The following is a 20,905-nucleotide window of genomic DNA, read 5'->3' on the forward strand; positions in this document are numbered from 1 at the left end:
CCCCAGCCCCCCGTCCGCCCCACACCCCCCCCCCCCCACAACCAACCCCCCCCGGCCCCCGGGGCCCCCGCTTCTCTTCTTGGGAGGACCGAAAGCCTCAGAACCCGCTGAACACCACCACCGCATAGGCGGCGAAGCTGCCGTCGGGCTTGGGCACCACGGCCACACGCGCCTTGGCGGGGGACACGAGCTTCGCGGCCCAGTCGGTCACGGGGATGGGGGCCACGGTCACCACGCCGGACTGGTTGGCCACTTCCAGCACCGCGGGCTGCAGGCCGGTCGTGGGGTTGAGACTGACGGAGATCGCCTGGCTGGCCCCCGTGGAATTGGTGAAGGTGAAGCCCAACTGGCCGCCGCTGTACGAGCCGCTGATGGTCCCCTGGGGCAGGGCCACGGGCAGGAAGATGGCGTTGGCGGCATTCCAGGCGCCGGTGCCGCCGTTCCACACCAGGTCGCTCACGCCCTGCACCCGCACATCCCCCGCGCCCGTGACGGCGTTGGCGAAGGCGCTGGTGCTGGTGGAGGCCAGGCCGGGGAGCCCGACGTACCACCACGAGAAGGAGCTGGTGTAGGCGTAGCTGCGATCGCCGGCGACGGGGTGCGCGTAGGTGAGCTGGGTGGCATCCGCCGCGCTGATCTGGCCGCCATCCACCGCGCGCTGGATGTTCACGGATTGGGCATGCATGGGCGTGGCCAGGGGATCCTTCACCTGGACCTGCACCTTGAAGCCGGACCACAGGTTGGCCAGGGTGGCGGTCCCGGTGCCAAGGCTCAGGCTGGTGCGGTAGGTGAAGGTGGTATCGGAGTCGATGGTGATGGCCCGGGGGGCGCCCGTGCTCGTGCTGACCAGCAGCCGGTTGTTGACCCGGTCCACGCCATAGAGGTGGCCTTCCGGCGTCCAGGTCGGCAGGGCGTTGACGCTGTACCACACCCGCACGGCCCAGAGGCTGCCGTCGGACTGCATGCGCAGGGAGATCAGCGCATGCTTGCCGGCCGCGAGCCCCGCGAAGCTGCCCAGCGTCCTGGTGTCGGCATCGAAGAACCAGCTGCCGGCATCCACATTCACCGTGAGGTCGTTGCCGCTGTCTGTGTGGAACACGAAGCTGGACGCACCCACCGAGGCGATGGTGCCCTTGCGGTGGCGGAACATCAACTGGGCCATGCCCATCATGCCGTTCGCATTGGGCCGGTGCCTCACCTGCAGGTTCATGGCCCAGCTGCCATCGGGTAGCTGCACGAGGAAGAGCGGATGGGCCAGGTCGAAGTCGAGCTGCACGGCGTTGCTGCCGTTGGCGGTCACCACCAGGTCGGTGCTAAGACCCACGAGGACGCTGGATCCCAGCACATGGATCTGGTTGGCGGCCACCGTGGTGCCGTCGGCCTTCACGAGGTTGACGCTGGCCGGATCGATGGTGATGCGCAGGGCATCGTAGGTGCCCGCGGGGATCTGGGCCGAGGCCAGCAGCTCACCCACGCTGTCCAGGTCCACCAGATTGATCCTGGCGCTGGCGCCCTGGAAGGCCACCACTTCCTTGGTGTGGTCGGCCTTGTTCAGGAAGGCCACCTTCGTCACCACCACTTCGACGGCCGACCACTGGTCCGAGGGAGCGTCGGTGAGGATGATGGAAGCCGTGCCCATGGGGACGGCGGGAGCGGTGGAGCTGGCGGAGGAACTCCCGCCGCAAGCCACGCTGAGGGCCAGAGCGGTGAGCCCCAGGGGCAAGGCCAGCACAGAGAAGGTGCGGAGGACGGGACGCATGGAATTCTCCAAGAGACGGAGCCAGGCTCCGGACGGGATGGGAAAGCGGATACCCCTCTGACCCAGCCCCCGGGAAAAGGGTTGATGGCCCCCCTTCATTTTGCGACTCGGCTCCCCGATCTTGCGACACTGCTTCATGGCCTCCACCCTCCGGGACCTCCTCATCCAACGCGCGGCGCGACTCCAGGGCCGCCCGGCCCTGACGACCCCCGGTTGGGGCACCCTGAGTTACGCCCAGCTGCGCAATCGCGCCGAAGGCGTGGCCCTGGGCCTGCTGGCCGCCCAGCCGCCGCCGGCCGTTTGCAGCACCACCGGCACGGCCTGGGACTGGGCTGCGGAACTGGCCGTGGCGGCCTCCGGCCTGATCTGGGACCCGACTGGGCCATCCGTGCCCTCGGAGGTGCTGGGCGGTCCCCGGTTCAACGCCGAGGAAGGCCGAGGCGCCTACCACGCCCGCGAGGAGGCCGTCACCGGGGCCACGCGTTTCAGCGCGGACCTCACCCACGGCGAGCTCATGTTGCGCCTGCGGCGGCTGAACGCGATCCTCGGCTGGGACCACGACACCCGCGTGGAGTTGCCCCTGGCCCGCCTGGGCGAGCCTGCCCTCCGCGCAGCCCTGTGGAGCGCCCTCTACGCCGGCGGCCACGCGGTGCTGGTGGTCGAGGCGCCTCCCGCCCGAGGCCTGCTGACCCGCCCTCGGCGCCCGCCATCTCCCTGGGACTCCGCCCCCTTCGAAACCTTCTGGTCGCCTTCCCCCTGACCGCAGACAGCCGATAGCTGATAGCTGATAGCCACAGCTTGCTTCTGGACATTCACTGGCCAATCATGAACCCAAGGAGGCTGCCATGGCCCGGATCGGATCGCGCAAGGCCCTCGAATCCCCCCGCCCCGACGGCGGCAGCCTGGTGAAGCCCGAGCGGCTCCAGGCGGTGCTGGAGGCCATCCGGGACGCCGGGGAGCGGGGCATCACCAAGGCCGGACTGGCCCGGAAGCTGGGCGGGGTGGCCATGCGCACCGTGGACCGCGCCATCGCGCTGCTGGAGGAGCAGGGCGCCCGCTTCGGCAAGGAACGCGAGGGTCGGCCCGCCGTCATCCACTTCACCCTGGAGAAGGCCCCGGACTGGGACAGCAAGATCACGCCCCACGCCCGGCTAGCCCTGGAGGTGGCGCTCATGGCCCTGGAGGGCACGGCCACGGAGATGTGGTACGACCAGCTGGAGGGGTTGCGCGCCCTGGCGGACAGCCACCTCAGCAGCCGTGACCGGAGCCTCTTCGATGCGCTCCAGTCCCATGTCTGCGTGCGGGGCGGGGCCGATGACCAGCAGGCTCTCGACACGAAGATGCTGTCCCAGGTGCTGATGGCCCTGGGCCATCCCGAGGGCCACCGCGAGCTGGAACTCACCTACGCCGCCGCCTCCACGGGCCGCACCGGCACCCGCACGGTGGTGCCCTTCACCCTCACCCACGATGTGTTCTCCGGCGGCGCCTTCCTGCTGGCCTGGGACCCGGCCAAGCAGGAGCCCCGGCACTTCCGCCTGGCCCGCATCGTCGAGGCGAAGACCCTCCCCAAGCGTGGCCTCATCCCCGACAAGCGCCCCTTGGAACAGGCCCGGGACCTTCAGATCGGCGGCTGGTTCAGCCTTGCGGCCCCCTTCCAGGTGCAGGTGCGCGTGGGTGGCTCCAACTGGCCCCAGGCCCTGCAGGACGCCCCCCCGGCCCTGCCCCGCGTCGAGGTCCGCAGGGAGAAGGGCGGCACCGTGCTGCTCAGCTTCCTGGCCACAGAGCTGTCCGGACCGACGCGGTTCGTCCTGCAGTTCGGGGCGGATGCGGAAGTGCTGGCGCCCAACACACTCAGGAGCCACCTCGCGTCTACCTTGAAGGGCATGGCCGCCAGGTACCGTTGACCGCCTCCTGTTCAATTCCCTTTGGCTTCAGGTGAAGCCAGTTGCCTGGCAAGCGCCTCGTGCCAAGGACCACTTGGGATGGCGCGCATGGGCCTACTGGTTGTTGCGTGTGGCCAGCACACCGGGCAGCAGATCCAGATGGGGCAGCACTTCGGCGGGATCCTGGCTGGCCCGGAGCGCCACCAGGCGCCACTGGCCTTTGTGGCGCATGTAATCGAACACGAAGAACATGGCGTCCTGATCGAAGTTGGCCACCAGCCAGTGCCGCTGCCAAGTGTGGGTGAGGTAGGGAGAGTTCACGGACTCCCAGTCCCCGACGCTGCGGGGCCCCGGGATCGCGCCCTCCAGTTTCGTCTGGAGTTTCCCGTCCACATCCACCCAGACGCCATCACGGATCCACTCCCTGAGGGCGGTTTCCCAGCTGCCGGTGCTCAGCGTCTTGAACCCCGCCTGGATCCTCTCTGGGGGAGATTGAGCCCCTACGGGCTGCGCCGCCAGTACCACGGCGATGGGAAGGACATGCCGGGAACCGAGCATGGGGTCTCCTCTCTTGGACCTGGCCTGGTTCCTAGGCTCGGGGGGGTTGCCGCGTGTTGCTTTCGATGGCGCAGAGCAGGCCCAGCAACTCGGAGGCGAGGTAGCCGCCCAGCAGGCCCAGGGCCGCGGAGGCCAGACCCGTCAGCAGCATGGCGAGGCCCGCGGGGAAGGGGTCACCGCCGGTGCCGGGCAGCAGGACCCGCAGCTCCGCCAGCTCGGGACGGGCTTCGCCGGCGCTGATCCAGATCATGAGGGCTCCGCCCGTGCTCGCCACGGCGATCAAACTGGCGTAGAGCTCCCCGCCCAGCCGCAGGAGCAGGCGGGTGAGGGGGATGATGACCTCCCCCGCGATCTGGGGCATGGCGGCCACATCCTGGGAGCGCACCCAGCTGAGGTGGGCCACCAGGTAGAGGGCCACGACCAGGGCCACCTGGAAGACCAGCTGGCCGAAGATCGCCTGGCTGCTCGTACCTCCGCCCCGCCACAGCTCGATGGAGAGCCAGATCCCTGCCACGACGGCAGCGGCGGTCCACAGCCTCAGCAGCCAGGCGAAGACCTGCTTGAAGAAGCTGCCCTCGGAGATGAGGCGGAGCAGAGCCGGCACGATGAGAAACTTCGGCATGGAACCTCCGGGATGGCGTGGGATCGATGGCTCCAGCCTCGGGATACAGCCGGCCTCCGTCAAGCGGTTCCGTCAGGCGCTCAAGCCTTTTCGCGAAGATGCGCCGATTGGGCGATGGCTTCGACCCGGGGCAGGTGCTTGGCGAAGTAGTGGATGCGGGGGGCCTCGAACACCATGAGGAAGAGCTCGCCGTGGTGGATGGCGCCATAGCCCACGCCGCGCATGCGCACTTCGTCGCTCTTCCGCACGCGGCTGAATTCGAAGCGGAACCCATCCTCGTCCGCAAACCGCGCCGGGGCCAGCTTCTCCAGCTTGAAGACGCTGCCATCGCGGCTGGCAAAGGACTCGTACAGCTCCACCACATCCTGCGCCTGCATGTCCTTGCGGAAACGGGGGATCGGCTTGTCGGCCGGCCGGTCCTTGACCACCACCAGGGATTCGCCCTCGGCGATGCCCGTATGGAAGTGCAGCTGGTCCAGGGGGGTGCCATCCGAGGTCCAGACATCGTGCTTCGGTTCCTGGAGGCCATCGAGGCGGCTCCAGGCCCCGTCGATGCGGACCGCCAACCGCTCGTGCACCACCACCTCGCCGGGGGCGAGGCCCACCCAGGTGGCCGGCTTTGTGCAGCCAACCAGGACCACCAGCAGCGTGAGAAGCAGCACCTTCGGGTTCATCTCAACCCCCTTCCTTCAGATAGGAACGGATCATCTCGGCGTCCTCGGCCTCCGGGCGGGCGGCCAGGTACCGGCCGTAGGCCTCCCGCATCTCGGGCAGCCGCCCGGCCTTGCGGTGGAGCACCCCGAGGGCCCGGTGGACTTCGGGTGGCGCGCTGGGCAGGGCCGCGGCCTTCTGGTAAGCCGCCAGGGCGCGCTCCGCATCCCCCTGGGAGGCCCGCAGGCGGTAGGTCTCGCCCAGGAAGTAGGCCGCCTCACCGTCCTGGGGGTCCGCCGCCGTGAGGCGTCCCAGCAGGGCCAGGCTCTCTCCGAACTTGCGCCGCTTGAGTTCGTCCTCCAGCCAGGCTCGCCGCCAGGAGGTCATGGCCCGCCGGAGGGCCTGTGCCTGGGGATCCAGATCCGCCTTCCCCAAGGCCCGGGCCGCGGCTTCCAGCTTCGCCTCCCGTTCCTTCTCGGTGGGATGGGTGGCGAACAGCACGCTGCGGGTGGAGGCGTCGCCTGTCCAGTCCTTCTCCGCCTGCAGCTCCTCCAGGAGGTGGGTCCAGACCTTGGCGGCCTCCAGGGGCGGATAGCCGGCGGCGGCCATCAGCTCCAGACCGATCTGGTCGGCCGCCCGCTCGTGGGTCCGGCTGTAGGCGAAGCCGCCCGCCAGGACACCCAGCCCCGCGAGCGGACCCGCGATCGGGACCAGGCCCAGCACGCTGGCGAAGGCAGAGCGCGACTTGGCGTCCCGGAGGCGCTCCAGCGAATGCCGGGCCAGGTAGTGCCCCACCTCGTGCCCGATGACCGCCGCCAGCTGGGCCTCGTTCTCAGCCCGCAGGATCAGCCCGGTCCAGACCTGCATCATGCCGTTGGGGGCCATGTTCGCGTTGAAGTACGGGGAGCGGACCACGTAGGTCCGGATATCCGGGCAGTGGGCCTGGGCCAGGCGGCACGTGATCGCATGGACATAGCCGGTGAGGGCCGCATCCCGCATCAGGAAGGGACTCTGCCGCAGGCGCTCCTCCTCCCGGTCCATCAGGGCCCAGAGGCCTCCTTCGTCGGTCTTCGGGGCGGGCCGCGCCAGCCTGGGCGGCACAACCCAGCCCTGCGCCGCCCGGAGCGCCGGCCCCAGGAGGGCCGCGGCACTACAGCAGCCGCAGGTTTCGATGAAATGCCGGCGCTCCATGGGTCACCTTCGGGGGCTACCCCGGGAATTCCTGCAGCAGGCTCTCGAGGGTGCTCTTCGCACGCTCCAGTTCGCGGACATCACCGCTGGCCTTGGCGACCCGGTTGAACCACAGGATGCGGCCCGTCCGCAGGTCCACCAGGGAGGCATAGCCCACTTGCGCGCCGCCACCCACGCCCACGCCCAGCGCCGCGTAGAGCACCATGGTCGCCACCCTGCCCCCGGTGGCGTAGCTATCCCGCAGGTAGACGAACAGCGCATAGTCCGCGGTCCCCTGCTTCCGGATCTCGGCGACTTCCTCGCCCAGGGACCAGTCCAGCCGCCCGGCTTTGCTGGGGAGTTTCCAGCCCCCGAAATGGTGGATCGTGATGGCCCGGGCCACGGCGCTGTGAAGGTGATTCAGTTCCGCCAGGAGTTCGCCGTCCCCGGACGGCAGGGGTACGAACTTCCCGCCCTGCCCCGCGCCCCGGAGCTGGAGGGCCTCCTTCAGGTTCGCGACGGCCTTGGTCGTCCATTCCGCCTGGGGCTCCAGGACCCCGCCGGCGGTCACGGAGAACAGCTCCACATCGAGGGGCATCACCGCGATGGTCGCCCCGGCGGGCAACCGCGTGAACCCCTCGGCGAGGTGGGATTGGGCGAACGCGCCTCCACCGAGCGTCCAGGCCACGACCAGGAGGATCGAACGAAGGCGGATCATGGGACACCTCAGGGATGAACCAGCTTCATTCTCGCCTTTGTGTCAATTTTTTTTCATCTGTGATGACATATAGAACAAGCCGTTTCCAGGCGATCCGACAAACCCATGTTGCCATCAAGCGAACGGGGCCGGTCACGCCGGCCCCGCTGGTTCCGCTGCTGATTGCGCTTGCTGGTTCCTACTTCCGGGCCACCTTGGGGGCGCTCAGGTCACGGAGGGCCACCTGGCCCTGGCGACCGAAGTCGATGGCCTCGCCGAGGATGCGGGCGACCTCCTGGGGTGCGTGGAAGCCCATGGAATTCTCGGCATTGACGAAGTCCACGCGCCACTGGGCCTTGCGCTGGAGTTCGTAGATGGGCTTCAGCTTGCCTTCATCCACCCCGGCCTTCTTGGCGGCGGCGATGTCGTCGATGAGGTTCACCACCGCGTCCTCGGCACGATCCATCAAGGCCTTGGTACGGTCCTGGATGGAGGTCACGCGGGCCTTCAGTTCCTCTTCGGGGAAGCGGTGGCAGGTCTGGCAGGACCGCGAGATGTTCAGCAGCGGGCTGCGCACCTGATGGTCGCTGATCTTGAGCGCACCCTCGCGGACATAGGGCATGTGGCAGTCGGCGCAGGAGACGCCGGAACGGGCGTGGATGCCCTGGCTCCACATCTCGAACTCCGGATGCTGGGCCTTGAGGACCTCGGCGCCGGTCTTGGCGTGCTGCCAGTCGAAGAAGCGGTGGCCGTCGGGGAACTTGTACTCGTCGTAGGTGGCTTCGATCTGCTCGACCTTCAGACCCTTGTTCCAGGGGAAGAACAGCGTGACCTTGGGTCCGCAGTAGTACTCCACATGGCACTGGCCGCACACCATGGATCGCAGCTCCTGGCGGGAGGCGTCGCGGTTGGCATCGTAGGCCACGGAGCGGTCGCCCTTGCGCCACTTCTCGATGGAGGGCAGGTGCGGCACGGGCTCGGGGCTGTTGGCCAGGGCCACGATGCCCCGGATGAAGCCAGGCTTGGTGACGCGCAGGGCCATGTTCTTGGGATCGTGGCAGTCGATGCAGGCCACGGGGTGCTTCACGAGCTTGGTGGCCTCGGCGTAGGGGAGCTTGCACATGGCCTCGAAGCCCGCCATCAACTGGGCCTGGGCGTTGGGGCTGGTGAAGGCTTCCTCCAGCGTGCCGGGCGCGCCGCCCTGCAAGCCCAGTTCCCGGAAGGCCACGGTGTTCGAGGCGTGGCAGTGGAGGCAGGAGCCGGGCTGCTTGCGCTCAGTGACGCGCTTGGTGTTGCGCTGATCGTCCAGCATGAAGGCGTGGCCCCGGCGCTGGTTGAAGTCGATGGAGAAGGCGTAGCCATCGAAGATCGTCACCAGGCGGGGATCCTCCTGGATGCGGCTCTTGGGCAGGGCCTCGCTACCGGCGCCGCCGTACTTGGTGCTGTACTTCTCGGAGGTCTTCAGGTAGGTCTCGTACTCGCGGGGGAAGTTCTTCCCCCACTGGGCGGGATCGACGACCTTCTCGTCGAGGTCCACGAGTTTCAAGCTGGTCTGTTTCGCCTCGGCCTTGCGGTTGGAGATGCTGGCGTAGAGGGACATCACGAGGACCGTCGCCAGGGCGGCGCCGGCGGCGATGAGACCCATCCGGACCAGCGGACGGGAGAGCAGCGGAGTGGGGTTGTCGGTCATCGGGGGGTTCCTCCCGCGTGGGGGGCCACGCGCCTAGGGGTGGGAGCAGGTGCTGGATGGATGGTCAGAAAATCAGCCCATGGGCCCATGGCCCACCTCCTGGTGGCAGCGCACGCAGCCGTAGAGGTCGGCCTTTTGTGTCGGATCCGTGGGCACGCCCAGCGTGCCGTGGGCGGTGATCTCGCCCGTCAGCTCGCCGTGGCAGCGGAGGCAGTTGTCCTCCAGCACCTTGGCGTTGCCGGGCTTGATGCGGACGGGCTCGGCGAAATTCAGCAGCGTGAAGGCCTTGGAGTGGTGGTACCCGTTGCTGGCCTTCACGAAGAACTTGTTCACGACGTTGTCGTGGGGCAGGTGGCAGTCGTTGCACACGGCCACGGCGTGGTGCGAGCCATGGCGCCAGCTGTCGTACTCGCCGCGCATGATGTGGCAGTTCACGCAGACTTCGGGATCGTTCGACAGGTAGGACGTCCCGTGGGCCGCCACGAAGGTGTAGGCCCCGGAGCCGAGGAAGACCCCCGCGAAGACGCTGGCCAGGACGCTCAACAGGATCAGGCGACGCTTTCCGCTCACGAGGTATCCATCCGATGTCCGAGGGTCCGTCCTCCGACCGGAACAGGATGAGATAAAATTAGGACCTGTCAATCCGATATCAAAATTTCTTTTACGACTCTTTGGGTACCTATTGACAACGAGGGCCGGTCCCACCGGCTCTCGTGACTGGAATGACCGCCGATCAATGAGGCGGTGGCGCGGGGGATGGGACGATCCACAGGCGGCCCGAGGCCAGGTCGAGTGTAACGATCTTGTCTTTCAGGAAAGGCATGCCGAGGTTTCCGTCAAGGATCATGTCGGGCGCGAAAGCCGGTCCGGTGGCGCGCAGGCCTGGGGCCACCTCGAAGGAGGCCTGCTGGGGGCCCTCCTTGTCGGAATCCAATCCGAAGAGCGCCGCGTAGGGTTTGGACACGAGGATCGTCCCCCCATTCCCCGAATCGAGTTCCATCCACACCAACCCCTTGGAGGTGGGCACACCCACATGGGCCGACAGGGCACGCCCCTGCAATTCCCGGGACAGGCGGAGGGGGATGGGACTGCGCTTCCCGACGCGGGCTTCCAGACTCGCGGGCGTCTCGACGATGAGCCGGCCGGTCGCGAAGTCGAGGGTGATGGCTTTCCCGTCGAAAAGGTCCAGGGCCAAGCTCCCTTCCACAGGCGCGGCATCCTTGGGAAAGAGGGTCATGATGTCCAGGACCCCTACCACTGGCGCCTTCAGCTGCAGCCGGCCCACCTTCACCTCCAGGTCGTCGCAGCGCGGGGTGTCCAGGCGCTGGCCCATCATCTGATGGCCGGTCAAGCGGCCCCAGGGCTTCCGGCCGATTTTCTCCGCGAAGGCGGGTGAGATCAGGGAGAGCCCTCCCGCCGTATCGAAGAGGAACAACCCCGCCCTGCCCCCCACGGTGGCGCGCAGGGCGATGGTCTTCCGGTAGGGCTCCAGGGCCAGGACCGCTTCAGGAGCGGGAGCCTGCGCCTGCACAGGAGCCAGGGCGCAGGCGAGGAGAAGGGGGGCGATCCAGCGTCGCATCAAGGCTCCGGGCAACCTAGGGTCTGTTTTCAAAGTGGGGTGTAGCCGCGCAAGGGGCGCCGCCCAAGCGAGGCCAGGAAAGCGACGAAGGCGATAGCGGCACTATCGGCGAGGAGCTTGACGCAACATCGCGCCGGGCGCCGCCCCTTGCCCTCCGGGACGAGCCCAGCCGCGCGCCCAGGTGCGTTGGTGGCCTTGAACGATGTCCGGCATCGCCCTGCGGCCACCGCCTTCCTGGATCACGCGGCTGGACCCGTCGCGGCTCGCATCCACTTTGAAAACAGACCCTAGTCAAGGGTGATGCCACCGTTCACGGTGCTCAGGTGGATGTCCTGATCCCCTCCGGGGAAGGTGGCCTTGACGCGTCGCTTGGTCACTTCCACCTGCTCGGCACCCTTGGCGTTGAAGGTGATGCCACCGTTCAGCGTGGTGGCGGTGAGGCGCCCCTTCAGACCCGCTATCTGGAGGTGGATGGCGCCGTTGACGGTCTCGGCCTTGACCCCGTGGCCCTGCCCGTCCAGGCCCGTGCCCTTGATGCCGCCGTTCACAGTCTGGAGGGAGAGGCCGCCCTGCACCCGCTCCAGGGTGACGGCGCCATTCACCGTGGTGGCCTTCAGGGAATCCCCGAGATCCGTGGCGCGCACCTCGCCGTTGACGGTGGTGAGGCTGGCGGCACCCCGGGTTCCGCTGAGAGTCACCTCGCCGTTCATGCTCTCCAGAGTGGCGACCACTTTGCGCGGTACCTTGAGGGTCATCTGGCACTGGGGCCCACGGTAGGCACCCCAGCCATCATGCTTGGGGTACACGCCGCGGATTTCCAGACTGTTGGTCCCGGATTCGAGGACCACCTTGACCTGCTCATCCTGACTGCTGGGCTTGAACTCGCCCGTGAACTGGACCTCCTCCCGGTCCCAGGCCTCCACGCGGATGAACCCATTGACGTTCTTCACCTTGAGCGTCGAGCCAAAGGCCAGCGGCACCGTGCGGGTCTCGGTGGTCTTTTCCGCCTTGGCGGGCTGGATCACCTGGGTCTGGGCCGCGAGCGGGGCCCAGAGGAGAACGGCGGCCACAGCCGCGGCGAAGGGACGGATGAGGGACATGGAAGCCTCCTGTGATGTCAGAGATCGTGACCAGTGATACGAAGGCCTTCGGAGGGAGTTTAGGGGCACCCTCAGGGTTCTCCGTATACTTGGGGGCGCGCGGAGTCCCCATGTCCCAGACCATCGACCGCCCCGAACTCAGCCCCGCCGAGTGGAAGCTCATCCAGGATCTGCGTTCCCTTCCGGACGCGGCCCTCCGGGACCGCATGCAGACCTCCATCGGCGAGCTCCTGTTCTTCTTCCGCACGCCCCGTTGCCAGGGCATCGGCATCGAGGGCTTCCCCTGCGGCGACCCCCGGTCCTCCTGCGAAGATTGCCACCAGATCTGGGACATGCTCGACCGGGTGGCGGAGCGCGTGCGGAAGGACTGAGTTCAGCTTTCCAGTTTCGGCGAGCCTCAACCTGATTAAAGGTTTCAAAAGCCTCCACGAAGTACACGAAGAAGAAGGCAGAGGCCACGAAGGCAGCTACCAGCCTTCCGCATTAGGACATCCGGGCCTCCGACCCCCGATCGCGCATGGCGCGACCGACTTCGTGGGCTGCGGCTCCGGGCGGCTTCCAGGAGCCGCCATGGCCGTCCCCCGCGAAGGGATGTCCGCGGTGCGTCGAGCCCCATTCGCGCCCTTGATGCACCCGCAGGGTGCCTTCGTGTTCTTCGTGGAGATCCTTTTTTGACTGAAAGCCGCCGGAATCGAGGTTCAGCCTTTCTGCCAGGCCCCCAGCCAGCGGTCACCGAAGTTCACCAGCACCGCGCCCACCAGGATCAGCGCGGCACCGACGAGGCGGATCCAGGACAGGCCCCGTACCGGAAGGCCGAGCAGGCCGAAGCGGTCGAAGACCAGCGAGGAGCAGGCCTGTCCCGCCACGATGAGGGCCACCATGGCGGCCAGGCCGATGCGGGGCGCCAGCAGGGTCGACCCGAACACGAAATAGGCCCCCAGAAAGCCGCCGAGCCACTGCCACCAGGGCACCCGCGGCAGCCCGCCCAGCGCCGCGAAGGGCTGCCCGGTGAGGGCCGACACCGTCAGCAGCGCCAGGGTCCCCACCGCGAAGGAGACGAGGGCCGCCAGCAGCGACCCGCTGTGGAGCGAGGCCCGCAGCGCGTTGTTGACCGCCGCCTGGAGCGGGATGGCCAGCCCGATGGCGAAGGCCATGATGAGGAAGAGCAGCAGCATCCACACCTCCGCCGGGAAGGGCCCATGGTAGTCCCGCAGCGGGTGTCTGCAGCACTCCGGGCACAGTCTGCGCGCTAGCCCACGCACACGCGGTTCCGCCCTTCCAGCTTGGCCCGATAGAGACCCGCATCGGCCCGGGCGAGCATGTGGCCCGCATCCAGATCCCCCTGAATTCGTTCCGCGATGCCCAGGCTGCACGTGACCTCCAGGTCGCACCCGGGCAGAGGTACCGTGGTGCTGGCGATGGCCCTCCGGAGGCGCTCCGCGAACGGCAGGGCACCGTGCAGGTCCGTCTCTGGAAGGATCACCAGGAACTCCTCCCCGCCGATGCGGCCGGCCAGATCCGCCTCGCGCAGGGTGGCCCGAAGGCGCTCGCCGAAGACCTGGAGTACAAAGTCCCCGGCGCCATGGCCATGGGTGTCGTTGATCTGCTTGAAGTGGTCCAGGTCGCACATCAGCACCGACAAGGGCCGGCCGTAGCGCACGCTCAAGCCGAAGCGGGTCTGGAATTCCCCCAGGGCGCGGGTCCGGTTGGCCAGGCCCGTGAGCGGGTCCTTGGTGCTGAGATCAAGCAGGGTCTCGTGGAAGGCGCGTTCCAGCGGATCCATGGCCACCAATTTGAGCACGTGCCCGCCGATGGTCAGCCGGTCGCCCGCCCGCAGGATCACAACCCCGTCGGTGCGCTCTCCGTTCACCAGCGTGCCGTTGGTGGACCCCAGATCCTCCAGCCACACCTGGCCGCCGGTCAGGGCGATCCGGGCATGATGGCGGCTGACTTCGCCGTCCAGCAGCGCCACCTGGACATCCGGGGCCCGGCCGATGAGCGAGGCGCCGGAGCGCAGCGGGAAGATCCGCCCCAGCGCGGCGCCCGCATAGGCCACCAGCGCCCATTCCGACGGGATGACGGCATCGTCGCTGCCCGCGCCGATTCCCGCCATCGTGGGCATGTCCGCGGTGACGGGCGGCCGCGGGGGGGGAGGCGAGGCAGGACGTTTGCGCGCCATGAATCCTCCAGGAGGTTTCCTCTGTATCTGTCCGGAAGACTACATCCCCACCGCCAGAAGCACCTCTTGTCTTTTGCCCAACACCTGGTACAGTGAATCTTCCACTCGTTGGGGAGTGGTCTAATGGTAGGACAACGGTTTCTGGTACCGTCAGGTGAGGGTTCGAGTCCTTCCTCCCCAACCACTTACAACTTGTTCGATGGTCCCATCGTATAGCGGTTAGTACACCGCCCTCTCACGGCGGGAACAGGGGTTCGATTCCCCTTGGGACTACCAACACGGCCCGGCGCAAGCCGGGCCTTTTTCATGGCCGAAAGGATCTCGACTTCCGCCATGGCGGGGCCGCCGGCAGGCTTGAGGCCCCCCGAGGGGCGTATCTTCTAGACATGTCGACCAGCATTCCCGCCCCGGCGCCGAAGGCGACACGTCCCGTCTGCTCCTGGACATGCCTGGGGCACTGCCCGACCTGCCAAGCCCACGCCGTGGGCAGGGTCAGCCCCGGGTCACCAGGGACACCTGCATCGGATCGTGCTTGAAGAAGTCCTTGTCGGGCCAGGCGCAGATGACGATGCGCGCGCAGGCCTGGGCGATGGTCGCCACGCTCTGGCGTTCGTTGTTGAACACGCCGTCGTACCAGCGGGAAGAGGTGATGTCGGTGTGGAGACACTCGCTGATGAATTTCTCCCGCAACTTCGACTGGGTGCGCACCAGCTTCTCTGCTTCCACCAGGGGCAATTCCAGCCGGCGGGCGATGGTCGCGACCCGGAAATCGAAACTGCCCTCCAGCCGGAAATGGAAGCAATTCTTCAGATCCTGGCAGGCGACGGCGCCGCCGCGACCGACGATGATCGCGCAACCGGACATGGCGATCTGCACGAGGTGCTTCACCAGCTTGGCGTAGGCGTCATCGTGGGTGAGGTGGCCGAAGTGGGTCCTGAGGACATCCTGGGCATGGCTTTCATCCCCCAGATGGCCCAGGATTTGGCGGGACAGACTCTCGTCCGAAGCGACCTTGTCCACGAGGGCCTTGTCGAACAAGGTCCACGGTTGGCCTGAGGCCTCTTCCAGGAGCACCTTGAGGCGCTGACCGAGGGAGTAGCCCTCACACCCGTACTGCCTGGAGATGGTGACGGAGGGGTGGGCCGGCGCCTTGTGGGCGTTCGCGAGGCGCTCCCGTATTCGCATCCAGCCGGATTCCCGCTCCTCGATGCTTGGAATAAGAGATTCGAAGGTCTTGGTCATGGAACCTCCGGCTTCTGCACGGCCAAGCCAGGGCCCTACGTACGGAAGATAGGGCCTTCATAGCTGATGGCAAGGTCCCGCACTCGTCTCTTTTGAAGTTCCGCGGCTGGAGGCCAGCCCGCGCCAGGCCCGCTCGCATCTCCACACCGCCTGTGCTTGGATGGATCATGCGCTTTCGTGGATTCTGGCTCCTTCCCCTGGCCGTGGCCGGGACGATCTTCTGGCTGAGTGCGCAATCGCACTACCCGGGGGGGATCGAGTTGCCCTCGCCCCTGGACAAGTTCGCTCACGCCACCGTGTTCGGCATCCTGGCGCTGGCCATCGACCTGGCCCTGCGGCACACGACCCCTGGCCTGCCGCTCTATCGCCGCCACCTGCTGATACTGGCTGCCGTGGCCCTCTATGGCGTGTCTGACGAGCTGCATCAGCGCTTCGTTCCTGGGCGCGACTGCGACCTCGGCGACTGGGCGGCCGATGCCCTGGGCGGAGCCCTGGCCTTGACGGCGGGTTCTCTCCATCTGCTGACGACGCGGCGCCTGGGAGCCCTCTCCTGGTGGCGGGGCCGGCTGCGGCGCCCGGATCCCGCCCGCGCCCTCATCCTCGTGGCGGATCCCCACTGGGGCGCCACGCTCACGGGACTGGAGGCCGCCACCACCGCCCAACCTGAAGCCGACTGGCTCTTCCTCGGGGATGTGTTCGATGTCTGGGTGGGTTTCCCCGGCATGGAGACCGACCCGCAGCGGGCCTTCCTCGCCTGGGTGGATGCCCGCCGCGCGGCGGGCCGCTGGGTGGGCCTCTGGCTGGGCAACCGGGAGTACTTCCTGGATCGCCACGCCGCGCGCTTCGACCTCATGGGCGAAGGCATCGGCGGAATGCTCGAAGACGAAGCGCTCGTCTGGGAGCATGGAGACCTCATCAACACGGCGGACCGCCAGTACCGGCTGTGGAATCTGGTGTCACGGTCCGGCGCCCTGTGGCTGCTCTTCCGCCTCATGCCCGGCGGCACGGCCCGCCGGGTCTCCGCCTGGATGGAGCGGAAGCTCCGCACCACCAATGCCGCCTACAAGCTGACCTTCCCTCGCGAGGCCTTCCGCGCCGCCGCCCAGGCCCATCCCGGCGCCACCTTCCTGACCGGCCACTTCCATACCCACGAGGTGGAAGCCAACGGCATTGCCCTGCCCTGGGCGCATGAGGGCCGGTTCATGGTGTGGCGAAACGGCAAGGTGGAGGACCTTTAGAGCCCCAGCAGATCCGCCACTTCGCGCCGCAGCTCGGGAATGCCGGTGCCCTTGGCGGCGCTGGCCCAGGCGATGTCGCTGGCGTGCAGGCCCAGCTCGGCGGCCACGTCTTTGCGCTGCTTGAGGGCCTTGCTGGGCTTCACCTGGTCGGCCTTGGTGGCCACGATGCGATGGGGCAGGCCTTCAGAGCGGAGCCAGTCGATCATCTGGTGGTCCAGCTTCGTGGGACCCACCTCGGCGTCCACCAGCACGAAGACCATGCGCAGGGTGCTGCGGCCCGTCAGGTACCCCTCCACCATCTTCTGCCAGGTGGCGCGCTCGGCGGCGGGGCCGGTGGCGAAGCCGTAGCCCGGCAGATCGACGATCCAGCGGTCCGGACCCGTGAGGAACACATTGATGAGCCGCGTGCGGCCAGGCGTCTTCGACACCCGCGCGAGCTGCTTCTGGTTGGCCAGCGCGTTCAGCAGGGAGGACTTGCCCACGTTGCTGCGCCCCACGAAGGCCACTTCCGCGTGGCAGATGCCAAGCTTCTTCGCGTCGGCCGCGGAGGTGACGAAACGGGCATCGGTGAGGGGCTGGGCCATGGGACCTCGGGTGGCTACGACGAAGGTCGAGGCAGATTCAAGATTAGCGCCCTTCCGGACAGTCCGGACTGCTCTACACCGTCACCAGGCTTGTCGGTGCCGGCTGGTCGAAGGCGATGCGGCCGTGGTCGAGGCCGATGACGCGCTTCTTCATGCGCTGGATGAGGCTGCGGTCGTGGGTGGCCACCACGACGGTGGTGCCCTGGCCGTTGATACGCTCGAAGAGGGCCATGATCTCCTGGGCCAGGTCGGGATCCAGGTTGCCCGTGGGCTCGTCCGCCAGCAGCACCAGGGGGTCGTTCACCAGGGCCCGGGCGATGGCCACGCGCTGCTGCTCGCCGCCCGACAGCTGCAGGGGGTAGCTGCTGAGCTTGTGCTGGAGGCCCACCATCTTCAGGGCCCGGAAGGTGCGCTGCTTCTGCTCGGCGGCGCTGACGCCCAGCACCCGCAGGACGAAGGCCACGTTCTCGAAGATGGTGCGGCTGCGGATGAGCTTGAAGTCCTGGAACACCACGCCCAGCTTGCGGCGCAACAAGGGGATCTCCTTCTCGGGCATGGCGGCGAGGCGGTGTCCCGCCAGCTGGATATCACCGCTGCTGGGTACCTGCTCGCGGAAGAGCAGCTTCAGCAGCGTGGACTTCCCCGCGCCACTGGGCCCCGTGAGGAACACGAACTCCCCGGACTCGATGGCGAAGCTCACATCCGACAGGGCGGTGTGGATGCGGTCGTACTGTTTGCCGACGTGGGTGAGGGTGATCATAGAAAAAAAGTAACCGCGAAAAACACGAAAGCACGCGAAAGAGGTGGGTTCATTTTCGCGTATTTTGGCGACTTTCGCGGTTCCAGTCTTTAGAGCCGCTCCACCAGCATGGCCACGCCCTGGCCACCGCCGACACAGAGGGCGGCGAGGCCGAGCTTCTTGTCCTGGTCCTGGAGCAGATGCAGCAGGGTGACGAGGATGCGGGTGCCGCTGGCGCCGATGGGGTGGCCGATGGCAATGGCGCCGCCGCGCAGGTTCACCTTGGCGGGATCAATCTCGGGCAGCTCCGCCAGCACGCCCAGGCTCTGGGCGGCGAAGGCCTCGTTGAGCTCGAAGAGGTCGATGTCCGCCAGCTTCACGCCGGTCTTGGCCAGCAGCTTCTGGATGGCGGGCACGGGGCCGAGGCCCATGGTGGCGGGATCCACACCGGCCTGGGCGAAGCCGAGGATGCGGGCGATGGGCTGGTGGGCCTTGGCGGCGGCCTCGGAGGCCAGCACCAGGGCACCGGCGCCGTCGTTGATGCCGCTGGCGTTGCCGGCGGTCACGGTGCCGTCCTTCTTGAAGGCGGGCTTGAGCTTGGCTAGGCCTTCAGCCGACGCGTCGGCCTTGATGTACTCGTCGCGGTTGAAGAGCACGTCGCCCTTCTTGCCCGCCAGGGTGACGGTGAACACCTCGCGGTCGAAGGCGCCCGCGGCCTGGGCGGCGAAGGCCGACCGCTGGCTCTGAAGGGAGAAGGCGTCCTGGGCTTCACGGGTAATGCCGTGCTTGGCGGCCACGTTCTCGGCGGTGATGCCCATGTGCGTGTCGCCATGGCCGCACCAGAGGCCGTCCTGGATCATGCTGTCGATGAGCTGGGCGTTCCCCATGCGGGCGCCCCAGCGGGCGGCGGGCAACAGGTAGGGCGCGTTGGACATGCTCTCGGTGCCACCGGCCACCACTAGGTCGGCATCACCCATCGCGATGGACTGGGCCCCCAGGGCGATGGCCTTGAGGCCCGAGCCGCACACCTGGTTCGGCGTGTGGGCGGGCGTCGAGAAGGGCAGGCCGGCCTTGAGGGCCGCCAGGCGGGCGACATTCTGGCCGCTGCCGGCCTGGAGCACGTTGCCCATGACCACGTCGCCCACGGCCTCCGGCGCCACGCCGGCCCGCTTGAGGGCCTCCGTGATGGCCAGGGCACCCATCTGCACGGCATTCAGCGGCTTCAGGCCGCCTCCGAAGGAACCGACGGCGGTGCGGGTCGCAGACAGGATGAAGGTGGACATGGCCGGCTCCGATGGATCGCACCAGGGTATCGCGAAGCCGCATCATTCAGGACCGGTCGGTATTCCGGTCACAGCGTCTTCAGGATGGCCCCGCGCTTCTCCTGGTATTCAGCCTCGGAGATCAGGTTCTCGTCCCGCAGGCGCTTCAGGGCCTTGAGGCGTTGGTACTGGAGGTCGTAGAAATCCTGGTCGGGTTTCGGGGCCACGGGCGCATTTGCCTGGGAAGCCGGTGCCCCCGGTGCGACGACGGCTGGACGCGGTGGTGATGTTCCACTGCACCGACATCGACCAGCGGCTGGCGACCCTCTGGCGGCGCGGGGTCCCGGGCGCCCTCATCGGCCATCACCCGGGTGTGTCCTGTGTGGCGCCCGACGACATCGGCGGCGGCCGCCTCGCCGCCATGCGCCTCCTCGCCCTGGGCCACCGCGACCTGCTGCACCTCACGGTGGCCGATGAGCACCAGTGGGCTGTGGACTGCGCCGCCGGCCTCACCGCCGCCCTGGCCGAACACGGCGGCCAGTCCCTGGCCCCCGTCATCCTGCGGGGAGGAGGTTCGGTGCTGGGTGGCTACCGGCTCATGCGGGATGCCTGGCACCAGGGCCACCGCCCAACCGGCATCTTTTGCGCGACGGACGAGATGGCCGTGGGGGCCCTCGGCACCCTGGCCGACCTTTCCGTGGCCGTCCCCGAGCAGGTCTCCGTGCTGGGTTTCGACGGCCTGGTGGACCTCTACCCGGGGCTCGCCTCCGTGGCCCAGGACATCCCCGCCATCGCCCACGAGGCCGTCGCACTGGCCCTCGGAGCCATCGAGCGGGATGCCATCCGGCACGTCGTGGTCCCGGTGAAGATCATCGAGGGAGCCACGCTGGGGCCCGCCCCGAGGAAACGCTGAGTCCCAGTCGCCCCCGGTCGGGTCCGGGACAAGCCCTGATGACTAAACGCCTCCGAGGCATTACCGTGAACTTCACATCCAGGCCTGCCCTGGTTCTTTCTCCCACGGGAGTCATCATGACCGTTTCCAGCCGATGGATCCCCCTGTTCCTGGTCGGGAGTGCGCTGCTGGCCCAGGTTCCCCCGCCTCCGCCCGCCCCTCCGGCTCCGCCAGCCCCTCCAGCGCCCATGATCGGAGTGGACGTCCCCTCGGGTTCCCGGACCGAGCAGCGGACGGAGAAGCTGGTCTATGGCTCGAAGCTCTGGGTGAAGAACCGCAACGGCGGCATCCGGGTGACGGGCTGGGACAAAGAAGAAGTCTTCCTCACCGCCCAGATCCGCGACAGCGAAAAGCGCCGCGTCGAGCTGGTGCTCCAGCGGAAGGGCCAGGATCTGGACATCGAGGCGGTGTTCCAGCAGCCTTCCTGGAGCTTTGGCCTCTACATCAGCCCGCGCTGTGAACTGACGCTCCAGGTGCCTCACAAGCTGCTGGGCCATTTCCGCACCACCAACGGCACCGTGGCGGTGGAGAACCTCGAAGGTTACGCCCGGTGCGAGGCCACCAACGGCGCCATCATGGTGTCCGATGTGCGCGGTGAAGTCCTGGTGGACACCACCAACGGCCCCATCGAGGCCCGGAACCTGGTGGCGCGGATCAAGGGCGGCACCACCAATGGGCGCATCGTCCTCGAGGGCGTGGCGGGCGGGATCCACCTGGAGACGACGAACGGCAGCGTTCGCGCCCGCAATCTCGATGGCTGGGGCGAGGGCATCCACCTGGAATCCACCAACGGCAGCATCGAGGTGGAACTGGGCAAGGCCAGCGGTGAGCTGATGGCCGAGAACAGCAACGGGTCCATGGAGATCAAGATCCCCGGCGCCCAGGTCATCGAGATCACCAAGCACAGCGCCCACGTGAAGGTACCCGGCCGAACCCAGCCGATCCGCCTCGAAACCACCAACGGCAGCATCCGCGTCAAGTAGCCCCCTTTCCAGTAGTA

Annotated in this window: 23 protein-coding genes and 2 tRNA genes; 8 read left to right on the top strand and 17 right to left on the bottom strand. The window is 67.7% G+C overall.

Going from position 1 to position 20,905, the window contains the following annotated elements:
* Positions 1 to 97: 97 nt before the first annotated feature.
* Positions 98 to 1,759: a DUF4382 domain-containing protein gene (locus tag NOV65_RS07115; protein WP_257305394.1), complete on the bottom strand. Its 1,662-nt coding sequence runs from the start codon at positions 1,757 to 1,759 to the stop codon at positions 98 to 100.
* A 136-nt stretch (positions 1,760 to 1,895) separates the two neighbouring features.
* Between NOV65_RS07115 and NOV65_RS07120 the strand changes: the two genes are divergently transcribed.
* Positions 1,896 to 2,519 carry a class I adenylate-forming enzyme family protein gene (locus NOV65_RS07120; RefSeq protein ID WP_257305395.1) on the top strand — a complete coding sequence of 208 codons (624 nt, stop codon included), beginning with the start codon at positions 1,896 to 1,898 and terminating at the stop codon, positions 2,517 to 2,519.
* Between the two features lie 85 nt (positions 2,520 to 2,604).
* A complete protein-coding gene (locus tag NOV65_RS07125; protein WP_257305397.1) occupies positions 2,605 to 3,663 on the top strand; it encodes a helix-turn-helix transcriptional regulator in 1,059 nt (352 codons plus the stop codon).
* Positions 3,664 to 3,756: 93 nt separating this feature from the next.
* Here the strand turns inward: NOV65_RS07125 and NOV65_RS07130 are convergent, their stop codons facing one another.
* The 9 genes from NOV65_RS07130 to NOV65_RS07170 form a co-directional block, all read right to left on the bottom strand.
* Positions 3,757 to 4,200: a hypothetical protein gene (locus NOV65_RS07130; RefSeq protein ID WP_257305398.1), complete on the bottom strand. Its 444-nt coding sequence runs from the start codon at positions 4,198 to 4,200 to the stop codon at positions 3,757 to 3,759.
* A 31-nt stretch (positions 4,201 to 4,231) separates the two neighbouring features.
* The gene (locus NOV65_RS07135) at positions 4,232 to 4,822 is read right to left on the bottom strand and encodes a hypothetical protein (protein WP_257305399.1); all 591 of its coding nucleotides are present in this window, start codon (positions 4,820 to 4,822) and stop codon (positions 4,232 to 4,234) included.
* Positions 4,823 to 4,902: 80 nt separating this feature from the next.
* Positions 4,903 to 5,496, bottom strand: coding sequence for a hypothetical protein (locus tag NOV65_RS07140; RefSeq protein ID WP_257305400.1), 594 nt, complete (start codon positions 5,494 to 5,496; stop codon positions 4,903 to 4,905).
* Position 5,497: 1 nt separating this feature from the next.
* Positions 5,498 to 6,664 carry a M48 family metallopeptidase gene (locus tag NOV65_RS07145; RefSeq protein WP_257305401.1) on the bottom strand — a complete coding sequence of 389 codons (1,167 nt, stop codon included), beginning with the start codon at positions 6,662 to 6,664 and terminating at the stop codon, positions 5,498 to 5,500.
* A 16-nt stretch (positions 6,665 to 6,680) separates the two neighbouring features.
* Positions 6,681 to 7,361 (bottom strand): hypothetical protein, encoded by a 681-nt coding sequence (locus NOV65_RS07150; protein WP_257305402.1) that lies wholly within the window; start codon positions 7,359 to 7,361, stop codon positions 6,681 to 6,683.
* A gap of 178 nt (positions 7,362 to 7,539) precedes the next feature.
* Positions 7,540 to 9,030, bottom strand: a complete 1,491-nt coding sequence (locus NOV65_RS07155; protein WP_257305404.1) for an ammonia-forming cytochrome c nitrite reductase subunit c552 — start codon at positions 9,028 to 9,030, stop codon at positions 7,540 to 7,542.
* A 72-nt stretch (positions 9,031 to 9,102) separates the two neighbouring features.
* On the bottom strand, positions 9,103 to 9,600 hold the full coding sequence (gene nrfH / locus NOV65_RS07160) for a cytochrome c nitrite reductase small subunit (protein ID WP_257305405.1): 498 nt from the start codon (positions 9,598 to 9,600) through the stop codon (positions 9,103 to 9,105).
* 163 nt (positions 9,601 to 9,763) lie between these two features.
* Complete coding sequence (locus NOV65_RS07165) at positions 9,764 to 10,609, bottom strand: retropepsin-like domain-containing protein (protein ID WP_257305406.1); 846 nt, start codon at positions 10,607 to 10,609, stop codon at positions 9,764 to 9,766.
* A gap of 287 nt (positions 10,610 to 10,896) precedes the next feature.
* Positions 10,897 to 11,709, bottom strand: a complete 813-nt coding sequence (locus tag NOV65_RS07170; protein WP_257305408.1) for a DUF4097 family beta strand repeat-containing protein — start codon at positions 11,707 to 11,709, stop codon at positions 10,897 to 10,899.
* A gap of 110 nt (positions 11,710 to 11,819) precedes the next feature.
* On the opposite strand from NOV65_RS07170, the gene NOV65_RS07175 reads away from it, so the two are divergent.
* Positions 11,820 to 12,080, top strand: coding sequence for a hypothetical protein (locus NOV65_RS07175; RefSeq protein ID WP_257305409.1), 261 nt, complete (start codon positions 11,820 to 11,822; stop codon positions 12,078 to 12,080).
* Positions 12,081 to 12,407: 327 nt separating this feature from the next.
* Here NOV65_RS07175 and NOV65_RS07180 read toward each other — a convergent pair whose 3' ends face one another.
* On the bottom strand, positions 12,408 to 12,884 hold the full coding sequence (locus NOV65_RS07180) for a DMT family transporter (protein ID WP_257305411.1): 477 nt from the start codon (positions 12,882 to 12,884) through the stop codon (positions 12,408 to 12,410).
* A gap of 74 nt (positions 12,885 to 12,958) precedes the next feature.
* Positions 12,959 to 13,888 carry a GGDEF domain-containing protein gene (locus tag NOV65_RS07185; RefSeq protein ID WP_257305412.1) on the bottom strand — a complete coding sequence of 310 codons (930 nt, stop codon included), beginning with the start codon at positions 13,886 to 13,888 and terminating at the stop codon, positions 12,959 to 12,961.
* Positions 13,889 to 13,997: 109 nt separating this feature from the next.
* On the opposite strand from NOV65_RS07185, the gene NOV65_RS07190 reads away from it, so the two are divergent.
* Positions 13,998 to 14,072 (top strand) — tRNA-Gln (locus tag NOV65_RS07190).
* Between the two features lie 17 nt (positions 14,073 to 14,089).
* Positions 14,090 to 14,164: transfer RNA gene (locus tag NOV65_RS07195), tRNA-Glu, on the top strand.
* Between the two features lie 216 nt (positions 14,165 to 14,380).
* Here NOV65_RS07195 and NOV65_RS07200 read toward each other — a convergent pair.
* Positions 14,381 to 15,130: a cytidylate kinase-like family protein gene (locus NOV65_RS07200; RefSeq protein ID WP_257305413.1), complete on the bottom strand. Its 750-nt coding sequence runs from the start codon at positions 15,128 to 15,130 to the stop codon at positions 14,381 to 14,383.
* Positions 15,131 to 15,297: 167 nt separating this feature from the next.
* Here NOV65_RS07200 and NOV65_RS07205 point away from each other — a divergent pair, with 167 nt between their 5' ends.
* Complete coding sequence (locus tag NOV65_RS07205) at positions 15,298 to 16,368, top strand: VanZ family protein (RefSeq protein WP_257305415.1); 1,071 nt, start codon at positions 15,298 to 15,300, stop codon at positions 16,366 to 16,368.
* Here NOV65_RS07205 and yihA read toward each other — a convergent pair.
* The 4 genes from yihA to NOV65_RS07225 all read right to left on the bottom strand — a co-directional run bounded on the left by yihA (position 16,365) and on the right by NOV65_RS07225 (position 19,180).
* The gene (yihA, locus tag NOV65_RS07210) at positions 16,365 to 16,952 is read right to left on the bottom strand and encodes a ribosome biogenesis GTP-binding protein YihA/YsxC (protein WP_257305416.1); all 588 of its coding nucleotides are present in this window, start codon (positions 16,950 to 16,952) and stop codon (positions 16,365 to 16,367) included. The genes NOV65_RS07205 and yihA overlap by 4 nt on opposite strands.
* A gap of 73 nt (positions 16,953 to 17,025) precedes the next feature.
* On the bottom strand, positions 17,026 to 17,712 hold the full coding sequence (ftsE, locus tag NOV65_RS07215) for a cell division ATP-binding protein FtsE (protein ID WP_257305417.1): 687 nt from the start codon (positions 17,710 to 17,712) through the stop codon (positions 17,026 to 17,028).
* Positions 17,713 to 17,801: 89 nt separating this feature from the next.
* A complete protein-coding gene (locus NOV65_RS07220) occupies positions 17,802 to 18,974 on the bottom strand; it encodes a thiolase family protein (protein WP_257305418.1) in 1,173 nt (390 codons plus the stop codon).
* A gap of 68 nt (positions 18,975 to 19,042) precedes the next feature.
* Complete coding sequence (locus tag NOV65_RS07225; protein WP_257305419.1) at positions 19,043 to 19,180, bottom strand: hypothetical protein; 138 nt, start codon at positions 19,178 to 19,180, stop codon at positions 19,043 to 19,045.
* 32 nt (positions 19,181 to 19,212) lie between these two features.
* On the opposite strand from NOV65_RS07225, the gene NOV65_RS07230 reads away from it, so the two are divergent.
* Positions 19,213 to 19,866, top strand: coding sequence for a LacI family DNA-binding transcriptional regulator (locus NOV65_RS07230; RefSeq protein ID WP_257305420.1), 654 nt, complete (start codon positions 19,213 to 19,215; stop codon positions 19,864 to 19,866).
* 116 nt (positions 19,867 to 19,982) lie between these two features.
* Positions 19,983 to 20,888, top strand: coding sequence for a DUF4097 family beta strand repeat-containing protein (locus NOV65_RS07235; RefSeq protein WP_257305421.1), 906 nt, complete (start codon positions 19,983 to 19,985; stop codon positions 20,886 to 20,888).
* The last annotated feature ends 17 nt before the right edge of the window (positions 20,889 to 20,905 follow it).

It is taken from the genome of Geothrix campi, assembly GCF_024609265.1.
Classification (GTDB): Bacteria; Acidobacteriota; Holophagae; order Holophagales; family Holophagaceae; genus Geothrix; species Geothrix campi.

What these genes read in the sequence shown, in the direction of transcription:
- NOV65_RS07115 (WP_257305394.1), bottom strand. Translation starts at nt 1,759, where the DNA reads ATGCGTCCCGTCCTCCGCACCTTCTCTGTGCTGGCCTTGCCCCTGGGG.
- NOV65_RS07120 (WP_257305395.1), top strand. Translation starts at nt 1,896, where the DNA reads ATGGCCTCCACCCTCCGGGACCTCCTCATCCAACGCGCGGCGCGACTC.
- NOV65_RS07125 (WP_257305397.1), top strand. Translation starts at nt 2,605, where the DNA reads ATGGCCCGGATCGGATCGCGCAAGGCCCTCGAATCCCCCCGCCCCGAC.
- NOV65_RS07130 (WP_257305398.1), bottom strand. Translation starts at nt 4,200, where the DNA reads ATGCTCGGTTCCCGGCATGTCCTTCCCATCGCCGTGGTACTGGCGGCG.
- NOV65_RS07135 (WP_257305399.1), bottom strand. Translation starts at nt 4,822, where the DNA reads ATGCCGAAGTTTCTCATCGTGCCGGCTCTGCTCCGCCTCATCTCCGAG.
- NOV65_RS07140 (WP_257305400.1), bottom strand. Translation starts at nt 5,496, where the DNA reads ATGAACCCGAAGGTGCTGCTTCTCACGCTGCTGGTGGTCCTGGTTGGC.
- NOV65_RS07145 (WP_257305401.1), bottom strand. Translation starts at nt 6,664, where the DNA reads ATGGAGCGCCGGCATTTCATCGAAACCTGCGGCTGCTGTAGTGCCGCG.
- NOV65_RS07150 (WP_257305402.1), bottom strand. Translation starts at nt 7,361, where the DNA reads ATGATCCGCCTTCGTTCGATCCTCCTGGTCGTGGCCTGGACGCTCGGT.
- NOV65_RS07155 (WP_257305404.1), bottom strand. Translation starts at nt 9,030, where the DNA reads ATGACCGACAACCCCACTCCGCTGCTCTCCCGTCCGCTGGTCCGGATG.
- NOV65_RS07165 (WP_257305406.1), bottom strand. Translation starts at nt 10,609, where the DNA reads ATGCGACGCTGGATCGCCCCCCTTCTCCTCGCCTGCGCCCTGGCTCCT.
- NOV65_RS07170 (WP_257305408.1), bottom strand. Translation starts at nt 11,709, where the DNA reads ATGTCCCTCATCCGTCCCTTCGCCGCGGCTGTGGCCGCCGTTCTCCTC.
- NOV65_RS07175 (WP_257305409.1), top strand. Translation starts at nt 11,820, where the DNA reads ATGTCCCAGACCATCGACCGCCCCGAACTCAGCCCCGCCGAGTGGAAG.
- NOV65_RS07180 (WP_257305411.1), bottom strand. Translation starts at nt 12,884, where the DNA reads ATGCTGCTGCTCTTCCTCATCATGGCCTTCGCCATCGGGCTGGCCATC.
- NOV65_RS07185 (WP_257305412.1), bottom strand. Translation starts at nt 13,888, where the DNA reads ATGGCGCGCAAACGTCCTGCCTCGCCTCCCCCCCCGCGGCCGCCCGTC.
- NOV65_RS07200 (WP_257305413.1), bottom strand. Translation starts at nt 15,130, where the DNA reads ATGACCAAGACCTTCGAATCTCTTATTCCAAGCATCGAGGAGCGGGAA.
- NOV65_RS07205 (WP_257305415.1), top strand. Translation starts at nt 15,298, where the DNA reads ATGCGCTTTCGTGGATTCTGGCTCCTTCCCCTGGCCGTGGCCGGGACG.
- yihA (WP_257305416.1), bottom strand. Translation starts at nt 16,952, where the DNA reads ATGGCCCAGCCCCTCACCGATGCCCGTTTCGTCACCTCCGCGGCCGAC.
- ftsE (WP_257305417.1), bottom strand. Translation starts at nt 17,712, where the DNA reads ATGATCACCCTCACCCACGTCGGCAAACAGTACGACCGCATCCACACC.
- NOV65_RS07220 (WP_257305418.1), bottom strand. Translation starts at nt 18,974, where the DNA reads ATGTCCACCTTCATCCTGTCTGCGACCCGCACCGCCGTCGGTTCCTTC.
- NOV65_RS07235 (WP_257305421.1), top strand. Translation starts at nt 19,983, where the DNA reads ATGACCGTTTCCAGCCGATGGATCCCCCTGTTCCTGGTCGGGAGTGCG.